We start from the raw sequence: 12,946 nt of genomic DNA, 5'->3' as shown, positions 1-12,946 counted from the left end.
GCGCCCCCATACGCACATATCACTGCTACAGCAGGTGCATGTGACCGGCATCACAAAAGCATGACGGCGCGTGGAATAAAACCGGGAGCATTGCGGATGCCGGTTCAGCCGGCCAGTTCGATGCCGTCCTGCACAGGCGCCATCTCGTCGGGGGCCACCGTGTCGTCGACGCGCCATACGGCGATCGCCTCGCTGCGTCCGCGCAGCCTGTGGGTGCCGACGCGGGCGGCGCAGCCGGCAACCAGCCCGCCGGCCTGCGCCCGGATGCGGGCCATCGCCGTGTCGCTTGCCAGGATCACCATCTCGTCGTCCGGCGCGATGTCCCGTCCGAAGGACTGCAGGCGCTCGCACACATTCACCGCATCGCCGACCACCGTATAGTTCCAGCGATCGAGCGCCCCCACATTGCCGACCACCACGCGCCCCGAATGCAGGCCGATGCGCATGCGGATCGGCTTGCGCCCGTCCGCGCGCGCGGCCCGGTTCGCCTCGCGCAGAGCGGCGGCGATGGCAAGGCAGGCCCGGGCGGCCGCGATCGCATGATCGGGCCGCTCGTCGGGCGCGCCCCAGAAGGCCAGCATGCCGTCGCCGATGAACTTGTCGACCGTGCCGCCCTCCGCCTCGACCGCGCCGACAAGCACGGCGAAATGCTCGTTGAGAACTTCCGCCGTCCGCGCGGCCGTGAGGTTCTCCGACAGGGACGTAAAGCCGACAATGTCGGTGAAGATGAAGGTCAGGTCGCGCTCGCTCGCCACCGCCGCCTGGTCGACGCCGAGCCGCATCAGCTTTCGGAACAGCGAGCGGGGCACATAGGTGTTCATCGCCTTGAGGCCGATCACCATGGCGTTGAACGCCTGGAAGACCTGGTCGATCTCCCGCACCCGGTTGCGCGGCAACGGCTCGACCCGGTCGAAGTCGAGGTCCCCGACGAAACGCGCCTGCCGGGAGATCTCCGCCAGCGGCCGCGTCGCCCGGCGCACGAGCAGGACGGAGACGCCGATCGCCAGAAAGATCGAGACGAGGCCGACCATCGCGGATCCGAACAGGCGCTGCACCTCGCGCGAGATGGTCGAGGCGACATAGTACTGGCCCACGGTCCAAACGCCCGGCCCGTAGCCGGCGATGATCTTGGTCATCGACAGGAAGTCCGGGCCACCGTCGTCGCTTTCCAGATCGCGCACCTCGACGCCCGCGGCGCTGGCACGTTCGAAATTCTCCAGCGTGGGCGCGGTCGCCAGCCTCATGAGGGCCTTGTCAGCCAGCTCGTCGACCGTCAACGGCAGTTTCGGAACCTCGCCATCCGGCCTCGCGAAATCCTCGATGTCCGAATGGGCGATCACCTCGTTGCCGTTGGCGATGATGAAGACGGTGGCGAAGGGACCGTCGTCGAGCTGGCGTGCGGTCCGGCCAAGCTCGTCGATCGAGACCGCGGCGGTGAGATATCCCTTCAGGACGCCGTCGGTTGCCAGCGGAACCGTGACATTGGCGTAGAGCACCTCGCCGGACTTCACCAGCGGCCCCCAGGTCGCCGGCGAGCCGGCCGTGATCTTGGGAAGAATGTAGCGTTTCGCCTCGTCCGGCACCTGCTGGCGCTGGAAGGGCCACAGCTTGCCGGTGGCGGAGCGGTAGACGCCGTATTCGTCGCCCTCGACACTGGTGACGACGAGGACATCGAGCGCCGGATTGGCATGCACGGCGGCCAGGATCTCCGGCCGGAAGGTCTCGAGGGCGACCCGGTCGAGAGGCCGGTTGTCGAACACCACCTTCAACTGCGCGACGGCGCCCGAGGCCAGGTCGAGATGGTCGCGCAACCGCCGCTCCAGCGCATTGGTGGTCAGCACCGCCTTGTCGTTGAGCAGCGAAAACGTGTTGCGCATGTTGGCCGTGACGGCAAGGCCGAGCACAAGCAGCATCGACACGCCGATCAGCAGGCCGAAGGCCGAGCCCACAACCCAGGTGATCGAGTAGACGCGCCGCGCCCGGGGCGCGCGTTTCACCTGTCGGCGTATCATGCGTGGCTGTCGCCCTTCGTCCCTGCATGCCGGCCATCCAGGCCGGCCCCGTATCCCGGCCGCATATATATCGGCCGCGTATCTGGGCCCTTGCTGCCGGTGGCCCGACCTGCGAAGCAATCCCTGGCGACACCATACGCCGGATTGCGGCGCCATGGCGACCCCGGGACGGCAAATCCGGGTGGATGACGGGCAGCATCGCTCCGGTGCACAACCTGCGCCGTCCGGGTCGCTGTCACTGTACTCGAACCCGCGTAGCGGCTAGGGTCCGGACCCGCCGGAGCGGGGCACCGAGGGGAGCACAGACGGGTGATCGACTACGAGGCCGAATACAACAACCGGGCACGCGTTCCCGACCACATGGCAGTCATCGACGGCTGGGCGCGCGATGCGGCCGCCTATCGCGACACCGCCGACTGCCAGACCGGTATTGCCTACGAACTCGGCGAACGGACGCAATACGACCTGTTCCTGCCGGCCGGCGGAATGCCGGCGACGGGCCCGATCGCGCTGTTCCTGCATGGCGGCTACTGGCAGGCGCTGGACCGCTCGTTCTTTTCCCACATGGCACACGGACCGAATGCGCAAGGCCTGCCGGTGGCGGTGGCCAACTACTCGCTCTGCCCGCAAGTGCGGGTGGCCGACATCGTCGAGGAGGTGCGCCAGCTTGCCGGGCACCTGTGGGAACGCTACCGCAAGCCGGTCGTCGCCTATGGCCACTCCGCCGGCGGCCAGCTGACCGCCGCCCTGCTCGCCACCGACTGGGGCAGCCGCGGCCTGCCGCCCCGCCTCGTGCCCGCCGGGCTTGCCGTCTCGGGCATCTTCGACCTGCAGCCGCTGATCGACACCTCCGTCAACGTGAACCTTCGGCTCGACCGCAAGGATGCCATCGAGGTTTCGCCGGTGGCGCTGGCCGCCCCCATGGGAACCCGTCTCATCGCCGCCGTCGGCGGGGGCGAATCCTCCGAATACATCCGCCAGTCCAGGGTCATCGCCGATGCCTGGGGACGCGGCGGCGTTGCCACGGAACTCGACATTCGTGGCAAGGACAACCATTTCACCGTGATCGCGCCCCTCGCCGATCCGGCCAGCGACCTGACCGCGGCTTTCGTCTCGATGGCCCGCACGGTCTGCTGATCCCGAGCCGCCCCGCCGGGCGGACATGACCCGTATCAATGCGGCTGCGCCGGTTTCCCTCTCTGATTGTCGGCACCCGGCAACGTCCGCAAGCACATATCCGTCGCAGGAAGGAGCATCCATGCGCCCAGAGACCCCCGCCCCCGTCCGCCTCGAGGACTACCGGCCGCCCGCCTACGGGATCGCCAGCGTGCATCTCGACATCCGCCTTGCGCCGCAGGCAACCAGGGTACGGGCGAAGCTGGCCGTCAGCCCCGCGGAAGGAACGGCGGCGGGCACGCCGCTGGTGCTCGACGGGGACGAGTTGAAGCTCGTGGCGCTGTCGCTCGATGGCCGCGTGCTGGCGGAAGACGCGATCCGGGTATCGCCGGAACGGCTGGAAATCCTGTCGCCGCCGGCCGGCCCCTTCACGCTGGAGATGGAGACCGAGCTCGACCCCGACGCCAACACCAGGCTGATGGGCCTTTATCGCTCCAACGGCACCTATTGTACCCAGTGCGAGGCGGAAGGCTTTCGCCGGATCACCTATTTCCTCGACCGGCCCGACTGCCTCGCGGTCTACACGACCCGCATCGAGGCCCGCAAAGGCGATGCTCCCGTGCTGCTCGGCAACGGCAATCCGGTGGAACAGGGCGATGTGCCCGGCACCGACCGCCACTACGCGCTCTGGCACGACCCCCATCCCAAGCCGAGCTACCTGTTCGCGATGGTCGCCGGCGACCTTGCCAGGGTGAGCGACGCCTTCACCACAAGCGAAGGCCGCGACGTCGCCCTCAACATCTATGTCGAGCATGGCAACGAGGGCGCCTGCGACTGGGCGATGGACAGCCTGAAGCGCTCCATGCGCTGGGACGAGGAGGCGTTCGGACGGGCCTATGACCTCGACGTGTTCAACATCGTCGCCGTCTCCGACTTCAACATGGGCGCGATGGAGAACAAGGGCCTCAACATCTTCAACGACAAATACGTCCTGGCCGAGCCCGACACCGCCACCGACCAGGACTATGCCGGCATCGAGACGGTGATCGCGCATGAATACTTCCACAACTGGACCGGCAACCGGATCACCTGCCGGGACTGGTTCCAGCTCTGCCTGAAGGAGGGCCTCACGGTCTTCCGCGACCAGGAGTTTTCCGCCGACCAGCGCTCGCGCGCGGTCAAGCGCATCGCCGACGTGCGCCTGCTCAAGTCGCACCAGTTCCCGGAGGATGCCGGCCCGCTCGCCCATCCGGTGCGCCCGCGCCTCTATCACGAGATCAACAACTTCTACACGGCCACCGTCTACGAGAAGGGCTCGGAAGTCGTGCGGATGCTGAAATGCCTGCTCGGCGAGACCGCCTTCCGGGCCGGCATGGACCTTTATTTCGATCGCCACGACGGCGAGGCGACCACGATCGAGGCGTTCCTGGCCTGTTTCCAGGAGGTGGGCGGCGTCGACCTTGCGCAATTCGCGCTTTGGTACGAGCAGGCCGGCACGCCCGTGGTGCGCGCCGAGAGCCGCTACGAGAAGGAAGCCGGCCGCTACACCCTGACGCTGCGCCAGCAGGTGCCGCCGACGCCCAAACAGGCCGACAAGCAGCCGATGCACATTCCCGTGCGCGTCGCGCTGATGGGGCGGGACGGTCGCGAGCTTCGCCCGGCCTCCGTCACGGGCGCCGAGACCACCGGCGACGTCATCCATCTGCGCGAAGCCTCGCAGACGGTCACCTTCACCGGTATCGCCGAACGCCCCGTACCCTCGATCCTGCGCGGCTTCTCCGCGCCGGTGTCGCTGAAGAGCGACCTTTCCGACGACGACCTTCTGTTCCTGGCGGCGAACGACAGCGACCCGTTCAACCGCTGGGCGGCGCTGCAAACGGTGGTGATGAACGCGCTGATCGCGGCGAGTGCCTGCGTCGCGCGCCAGGAGCCGGTGATTGTTCCCGAGACGCTTGTCGCGGCGATCGAGGCGAACGCCGTCGATGCCACGCTGGAACACGCCTTCCGCGCCCTGTGCCTGCAATTGCCGGGCGAGGCCGACATCGCCCGCGAGATCGGACATGACATCGATCCGGAGGCGATCCGCGCCGCGCGTGCCGCCGTGCGCAGCACCATCTCCGACCGGATGGCGCCGGCAATCGCCGCCGAATATGCGCGCCTTGCCGGGGACGGAGCGTTCTCGCCCGAGGCCGCCGCTGCCGGGCGCCGTTCCCTGCGCAATGTCCTGCTCGACTATATCGGTCATGGCGCGGCCGGCGCCGACGGTGCGCTGGTGCGGGCGCATTTCGGGCAGGCGGACAACATGACCGACCGCCTCGCCGCGCTCAACGTGCTCGTCCACGCAGCCCTCCCCGGCCACGAGGAGGCGCTCGTCTCCTTCGCGGCGCGCCACAAGGCAAACCCGCTTGCGATGGACAAGTGGTTCATGGTGCAGGCCACCGCGGCGCGGGACGAAACGCTCGACAAGGTGCGCGCGCTCACCCGCCATCCGGCCTTCTCAGCCGGCAATCCGAACCGCGTCCGGGCGCTGATCGGAGCCTTCGCGACCGGCAACCAGAGCCAGTTCAACCGCGTCGACGGCGCCGGCTTCGACTATGTTGCCGGCTTTGCCCGCGAGCTCGACCGGCGAAATCCGCAGGCCGCCGCCCGCCTTCTGTCGGCTTTCCGCTCCTGGCGGGCGCTCGAACCGGAGCGGCGCAGGCATGCCGAGGCGGCCCTGCGCCACCTTGCCTCCGACGACACGCTCTCGGCCGACATGCGCGATATCGTCGACCGCTGCCTGCAATAGCGCTGAAAACTCCCGTTTTTTGAAGATTTTCCCGCCATCCGCACGAGGCTTGCACCCTCGTTGCGGGTGGCACACCCATGCCGACGGCACGGGACTCGCAAGAGTTGTGCGTAGCGCCACTTTCATTAAGCTTTCATTAACTATATTTTTCTTGGCGGACTCTGGACAAATCTCGCGAATGCGATTCAAATGAAGTTGATTCGAGCGCCGGTTGCGTTCAGTTTGCGGCAAAATCGACACATCGGGAGCCATCATGATGGCGCGTTCCTTTGCAGGGGCAGCGTCCGCGCGTCGATTCGCGGACTTACTCAGAAAACAACGTGACTCACAGTCACTGACGGGCCACATCCGCCTTCTGGCGCAGCCCGCCTACCAGCGCCTGCTCACCGCTGAACCCTTCTTCCGTCGCGCCATCCCGATCCTCTGCATCGTCTTCATCGCCACGCTCGCCACCTATCGCGGCCTGACCATGTCCTACGAGCATGACGAGACCGACCAGCGCGCCCGCGACGACCTGACGATGATCGCCACCACCCTCGCCGCCCGTCTTTCCGGCGCCGAGGAAGGCCTGCCCGACCAGGGCTTCCGCACGGCGCTCCAGGCCGCCCTTGCCGACAGCCTGCCGCCACGGGCGACCGGCGACGCGCGCCGCATCTATGTCGCGGACGCCGACGGCAACATCGTCGCCACCGCTCCGATCCGGTCCGACCTCGAAGGCCAGCCGCTCACCGACCTGCTCGGCGCCGGCCAGCCGCTCACCGTCTTCGGCGCCCGCGCCGGGGTGCTGACGGTTGGCGCCAATGGCGATGACGAAGCCTATGCGACCGTCCACCACCTTGACGGCCGGCTCGGCATGGTCGCGCTCGTCCAGTCGAAGGACATGATCTTCGCCGAGTGGCGCGCCAGCGTTTCCGCCAACGTGACGCTTTTCGTCGGCACCGCCTCGGTGCTCCTGGTGCTGATCTACGCCTTCTTCGCCCAGGCGACGCGCGCGGAGCAGGCCGACCAGATCTATGCCGCGACACGGGCGCGCATCGACCTTGCGCTCGACCGCGGCCGCTGCGGCCTGTTCGACTGGGACCTGTCGCGTGGCCGGATCTTCTGGTCCGCCTCTCTCTACGAGATGCTCGGCCTGCAGCCGCGCGACGACATTCTCGGCTTTGCCGAGATCTCCTCGCTGACCCATCCCGACGACATCGACCTCTACAAGCTGGCCGAGAGCCTGCTTGAGACCGGCGAGACCACCGTCGACCGCATGTTCCGCATGCGCCACGCCAATGGCGACTGGGTGTGGCTGCGCGCCCGCGCCGAGGTGCAGAGCGAGCCGGGCATCGCCGAGCCGCACCTGATCGGCATCTGCATGGACGTCACCGAGCAGAAGCAGCTGGCCGAGCAGAGCCGCACCGCAGACCTGCGCCTGCGCGACGCCATCGAAACGATTTCCGAGGCCTTCGTCCTGTGGGACACGGAAAACCGCCTCGTCATGTGCAACTCCAACTACCAGACGCTGCACAGCCTGCCGAATTCGGCGATCAAGGCCGGCACGCCCTATGCCCAGGTGATGTCGGCGGCGCGTCAGACGGTCGTCTCCGCAAGCCCGACCATCGGCAGCGATGCCTCCGACCCCTCGTCCTCCTACGAGGCGCAGCTTGCCGACGGCCGCTGGCTGCAGATATCCGAGCGCCGCACCAAGGATGGCGGTTTCGTCTCGGTCGGCACCGACATCACCGCGCTGAAGCGCCACGAGGAAAAGCTGATGGAGAGCGAGCGGCGGCTGATGGCCACCGTCGCCGACCTGCGCCAGTCGCGCCAGAAGCTCGAGGTGCAGGCGCAGCAGCTTGTCGAGCTTGCCGAGAAATACTCGCAGGAGAAGACCAAGGCCGAGGAAGCCAACCAGGCGAAGTCCGAATTCCTCGCCAACATCTCGCACGAGCTGCGCACGCCGCTCAACGCCATCATCGGCTTCTCGGAAATCATGGACCAGGGCATGTTCGGCCCGCTCGGCTCGGACAAGTACCAGGAATACTGCACCGACATTCACGACAGCGGCCGCTACCTGCTCAACGTCATCAACGACATTCTCGACATGTCGAAGATCGAGGCCGGGCGCATGGAGCTGAAGCGCGAGACCGTCGACCTGTGCGCCATCGTCGCCGACGTGACCCGCATCATCTCCGCCGCCGCCGCGGAGAAGACGATCTCCGTCACCTGCGAGACCGAGGAGGCGCTGACGCTGTCCGCCGACCGCCGCGCGATGAAGCAGGTGCTGCTCAACCTCCTCGCCAACGCCGTCAAGTTCACGCCCGACGGCGGATCCGTGACGCTGGCCGCGACGCGGGCCGGCCCCGGAGGCCGGGACGGCGTCACCATCGCCATCTCGGACACCGGCATCGGCATCAAGGACAGCGACATCGCCCGCCTCGCCAAGCCGTTCGTGCAGGTCGAGAACCAGTTCACCAAGACCCACAAGGGCTCGGGCCTCGGCCTCGCCATCGCCCAGTCGCTGGTCAAGCTGCATGGCGGCACGATGGAGATCCGCTCGGCCGTCGGCAAGGGCACCACGGTCACCGTGACCATGCCGGTTGCCGTCGCATCGGGCGACGCCAGGAGCGTCACCGCCGCCTGAGGCCGGATCGCGGGCGCGCGGTGCCCGTCTGCTCCGGCAGGCGTTCACACCCCGCCTCTCGCGAACATCACCCGGGCGCCGCCTCCCCTCGTCCGTCATCCGGACCCGCCTCCCCTCGGTCGTCATCCGGACCCCGCCTCCCCTCGGTCGTCATCCCGGCCGCAGGCGAAGCCGGAGAGCCGGGAACCATTCATTTCCAGAGCAGGTGCCGTTCTCGTCTCCGGCTTGCCTCCACCGCATCCAGAGCGGGTGCGGCTCCGCCCCCGGGCTCGCCTTCGCCGCGTCCCTTGCGAGCCATCACACTTTCCGGGGTTGCCAATGGACCCCGGCTCGGGGGCCGGGGTGACAGCCTGCGTATGAGGCATCGCCCGCGCCCGGCAGATCCCGTGACGGCGCCCAGACCCCACCTCTCGCGAACATCACCCGGACCCCGCCTCACATCACTTAGGAAAGCCCCTAAGTTTTTTCTTGACGTCCACACTGCCCCATAATAGTTAGGCACATGACTAAGCATGGTCCTGACCTGAACCTGCTTTTCGCGGCACTGAGCGACGAGACCCGCCGGGCGATCGTCTCCCGGCTGGCGCGCGGGCCGGCTTCGGTGGGCGAGTTGGCGGCGTCCCACGACATGGCCCTGCCGTCCTTCATGGGGCACATCGCCAGGCTGGAAAAAGCCGGCCTGATCGAGACGGCCAAGAAAGGCCGGGTGCGCTACTGCCGGCTCGCAGTGGGCGGCATCAAGCCGCTCGAACACTGGCTGACCGAGCAGCACGCGATCTGGGAGAGACGACTGGACCGGTTCGACGACTATGTCGAGAACCTTGCAAAAGAGAGATCCGATGAAACCTGACCTTGATCCGGAAACCGACCTTATCCTTGAACGCGTCCTGAAGGCGCCGCGCGCGCTGGTCTGGGAATGCTGGACCACGCCCGAGCACATCAAGCATTTCTTCGTGCCGAAGCCGCACAAGGTGACGGCCTGCGAGATCGACCTGAAGGTCGGTGGCCGCTTCAACTCGACCTTCGAGGTCGAGGGCAACGAGATGGCCAACAACGGCGTTTTCCTGGAGATCGTGCCCGGGAAGAAGCTCGTCTTCACCGACACCTACAGCGAGGGCTGGAAGCCGGCCCCGGATCCCTTCATGACCGCCATCCTGCTCCTTGAGGATGCACCCGGCGGCGGCACGAAATACACAGCGATCGCCCGCCACCGTTCGACGGATTCGCGCAAGACGCATGAGGAGATGGGCTTTCACGACGGCTGGGGCACGGTGGTCGACCAGCTCGACGCCTATGCCCTGTCGCTCGGCAGGTCCTGACCCCGCCGGCGAGAGGGTTCCTGCCGGAAAACCAACGGACCGCCAGGCGGAACGAACGGGCTCCGTAAGAGCCCGTTCGGCCGTGCCCTACCCCGCCGGGATCTCGACCTTGCCCACCAGGCTCTCGAAGATGGCGCGGACCCGCTGCTGGCACTCGGCCAGCGAGTGTTCCAGATAGGCGAAGTCCGGCGCCTCTCCGGCATGCACCAGGAGCTCCTTGACGCCCCGGGGGACCGTGTCGACCTTGAACGCGCCTTCAAGCGTCAGGCGCTGCACCTGGGTGAGCGCGTGATAGAGGCGGATGGCGGGGATCAGCACCTCGGCATCGCCGGCGGCCAGGTATCCCGCGTCGCGACAGCGCTCGAGCGCCGTCTCCGTCGTCTGCGACAGGATTTCGGGGCGTTCCGCCGCATGCGCCAGCTGCAGGAACTGGGCGATGAACTCGATATCGACCAGCCCGCCGGCCACCTGTTTCAGGTCCCAGATATCCTTGGTGCCCTTTTCCGCCTCGATCCGCGCGCGCATCGTCGCAACCTCGGCCGCAATCTTTGCAGCCTCGCGGGGACGGGCCAGCGTCTCGCCGATATGCGCCGCGATGCGCTCCCTGAAGGCGGTGCCCGAACTGGCGATCACCCGCGCCCGGGTCAGCGCCATGTGCTCCCAGGTCCAGGCCTCGCTCACCTGATAGGCCTCGAAGGAGGCCAGCCGCGTTGCCAGCGGGCCGGCATTGCCGGACGGGCGCAGACGGAAATCGACCTCGTAGAGCCGTCCTTCCGCCGTCGGCGCGGAGAGCGCCGCGACCAGACGCTGGGTCAGGCGGATGAAATACTGGCTTGGCGCGAGCGGCCGCTTGCCATCGGTCTCCTCCACGTCCTCGCCGTGCTCGTAAAGCAGGATGAGGTCGAGATCGGAGGACGCGGTCATTTCGCGTCCGCCCAGCTTGCCCATCGCCAGCACCGCCCAGTCGGCCCCGTCGAGCCGCCCGTGGTTCTCCGCGACCTGGTCCATGACGAAAGGCATCAGCCCGGCGATGATGCTCTCGGCGAGCCGCGCCAGCGCCTCGCCGACCTGATGCGCGGTCAGCGTGTCCGACAGGAGCCGCAGGCCGATCAGGAATTGCTGTTCCTGCGCAAAGATGCGCGCCCGGTCGAGCGCGTCCTCATAAAAGCGGGCGAGATCGAGAGTACGGGCAAGCCCGGCGCGGAACTCGTCCGCTGTCGGCATCGCGCCGAAAAAGGCCGGGTCCATCACCGCGTCGAGCACATGCACCCGCTTCGACACCACCTCGCCCATGCGCGGCGCGGCGCCCATCACCGTTGCCAGCAGGCGCAGCAGTTGCGGATTGGAGCGCAGCAGCGAGAACAGCTGCACGCCGGCCGGCAGTTTCGACAGGAAGCCGTCGAAGGCGAGCAGCGCCTGGTCGGCATTGTCGGTGCTGGCAAGGGCGGCGACGAGCACCGGATGCAGCTCCGTCAGCCTCTCGCGCGCCTTGGAGGAGCGCACCGCCGGGTAGCGGCCGAAATGCCAGGCGCGGATGATCTTGCATGCTTCCTTCGGCCGCTGGTAGCCGAGCCGCGACAGGGTTTCCAGTGTCTCGGGATCGTCGTCGTCGCCGGTGAAGACCAGGTTGCCGAGATCGGAGGCCAGTTCCGGCTCGTTCTCGAACAGGGCCGAATAGTGTTTCTGCACGGTGCGGAAGCGGGTCCTGAGATCGCTCTCGAACGGGCCCATGTCGTCATAGCCCATCAGCCGCGAGACGCGCGCGCGCGCCTCGTCCTCGGCCGGCAGGATGTGGGTCTGCTCGTCATTGACCATCTGGATGCGGTGCTCGACGCAGCGCAGGAAACGATAGGCCTCGGTGAGCTCGTCGCGCGCGTCGGCGGCGATCCAGTTGAGTTCGGCGAGCGTTGCCAGCGTGTCGAGTGTCCGGCGCCCGCGCAATTCGGTGATGCGCCCGCCGGCGATCAGCTGCTGGGTCTGGGCGAAGAACTCCACCTCGCGGATGCCGCCGCGCCCGAGCTTGACGTTGTGGCCGGCGACCGCGATCTCGCCGTGCCCCTTGTGGACATGGATCTGGCGCTTGATCGAGTGCACGTCGGCGATCGAGGCGTAGTCGAGATACTTGCGCCAGATGAACGGCACGATCTCTTTCAGGAAACTCTCGCCGCAGGGAACGTCGCCGGCGCAGGCGCGCGCCTTGATCAGGGCGGCGCGCTCCCAGTTCTGGCCAAGGCTTTCGTAATAGACGAGTGCGGCCGGGATCGACATGGCGAGCGGCGTCGCACCGGGATCGGGACGCAGGCGCAGGTCGGTGCGGAAGACATAGCCGTCCGCCGTCCGGTCGCCCATGATCTTGACCAGCCGCTTGGTCAGGCGGACGAACTCGACGGGCGCCTCGGCCCCGCCCGTCACCGGCGCGTGTTCCGGGTCGTAGAGCACGATCAGGTCGATATCGGAGGAGTAGTTCAGCTCGAAGGCGCCGTATTTGCCCATGGCCAGCACGACGAAGCCGCATGCCTTTTCCGGCGCGGCCTCGTCGGCGATGGCGAACTTCCCGCGCCGCGCCAGGTCGCGCAGGCAGAAGCGGATCGCCGCCGTCAGCGTCGCGTCCGCGAAACGGCTGAGGCTGCCCGTCACCGCATCGAGATCCAGCGCCCCGGCGATATCGGCGAGCGCCAGCGTCAGGGCGAGGTCCTTTTTCAGCCGGCGCAGGGCCGCCATCACCGACGCCTCGTCGTCGCCGGCAACCTCGCGCGCTTCGTCAACCAGCCGGTCCACCCGCGCCTGCGGGGCGCTCGACAGGATGCCGGCCAGCCGCTCCGGATCGGCGCAGGCGAGATCGCGCAGGAAAGGAGCGTTGGTCAGGGCCCCGGCGAGAAAGGTCGACGCTGTCTCCCGCGTTCCGGCATCCGGCGACAGCGCCTCAAGGGCGGGTTCGAGATCGGCCAGAAGCGCCGCGGCGGCCTCGCCGTCGGCGGCCCGGGGCACGATGCGGATCGCCTCGCACAGGCGCAAAGCCGCGCCGGCCGTCTTGCTGTCGTCTGCCACGTTCACCCCCACCACGTTCACCCCCAGTCCTTCATCT

General features: G+C 67.6%; 7 protein-coding genes. 5 read left to right on the top strand and 2 right to left on the bottom strand.

The window, feature by feature from the left end; all coding sequences use genetic code 11:
• Nucleotides 1-104: 104 nt before the first annotated feature.
• Nucleotides 105-1,997 carry an adenylate/guanylate cyclase domain-containing protein gene (locus tag ACQY46_RS11645; RefSeq protein ID WP_428696202.1) on the bottom strand — a complete coding sequence of 631 codons (1,893 nt, stop codon included), beginning with the start codon at nt 1,995-1,997 and terminating at the stop codon, nt 105-107.
• A gap of 324 nt (nt 1,998-2,321) precedes the next feature.
• On the opposite strand from ACQY46_RS11645, the gene ACQY46_RS11640 reads away from it, so the two are divergent.
• The 5 genes from ACQY46_RS11640 (at nt 2,322) to ACQY46_RS11620 (ending at nt 9,861) form a co-directional block, all read left to right on the top strand.
• A complete protein-coding gene (locus ACQY46_RS11640) occupies nt 2,322-3,149 on the top strand; it encodes an alpha/beta hydrolase (protein ID WP_428696201.1) in 828 nt (275 codons plus the stop codon).
• Nucleotides 3,150-3,270: 121 nt separating this feature from the next.
• The gene (gene pepN / locus ACQY46_RS11635; RefSeq protein WP_428696200.1) at nt 3,271-5,916 is read left to right on the top strand and encodes an aminopeptidase N; all 2,646 of its coding nucleotides are present in this window, start codon (nt 3,271-3,273) and stop codon (nt 5,914-5,916) included.
• Nucleotides 5,917-6,172: 256 nt separating this feature from the next.
• Nucleotides 6,173-8,542 carry a PAS domain-containing sensor histidine kinase gene (locus ACQY46_RS11630; protein WP_428700475.1) on the top strand — a complete coding sequence of 790 codons (2,370 nt, stop codon included), beginning with the start codon at nt 6,173-6,175 and terminating at the stop codon, nt 8,540-8,542.
• A gap of 502 nt (nt 8,543-9,044) precedes the next feature.
• Nucleotides 9,045-9,392, top strand: a complete 348-nt coding sequence (locus ACQY46_RS11625; RefSeq protein ID WP_428696199.1) for an ArsR/SmtB family transcription factor — start codon at nt 9,045-9,047, stop codon at nt 9,390-9,392.
• Nucleotides 9,382-9,861 (top strand): SRPBCC family protein, encoded by a 480-nt coding sequence (locus tag ACQY46_RS11620; protein ID WP_428696198.1) that lies wholly within the window; start codon nt 9,382-9,384, stop codon nt 9,859-9,861. The genes ACQY46_RS11625 and ACQY46_RS11620 overlap by 11 nt, the downstream gene beginning before the upstream one ends.
• Nucleotides 9,862-9,948: 87 nt before the next feature.
• Here ACQY46_RS11620 and ACQY46_RS11615 read toward each other — a convergent pair whose 3' ends face one another.
• Nucleotides 9,949-12,909 (bottom strand): bifunctional [glutamine synthetase] adenylyltransferase/[glutamine synthetase]-adenylyl-L-tyrosine phosphorylase, encoded by a 2,961-nt coding sequence (locus tag ACQY46_RS11615; RefSeq protein ID WP_428696197.1) that lies wholly within the window; start codon nt 12,907-12,909, stop codon nt 9,949-9,951.
• Between the last annotated feature and the right edge of the window lie 37 nt (nt 12,910-12,946).

The sequence above is a fragment of the Stappia sp. genome (genome assembly GCF_965276915.1).
Classification (GTDB): domain Bacteria; phylum Pseudomonadota; class Alphaproteobacteria; order Rhizobiales; family Stappiaceae; genus Stappia.
Note: the sequence above shows the minus strand (reverse complement) of the source record. Positions and strands in the feature narration are given on the sequence as shown.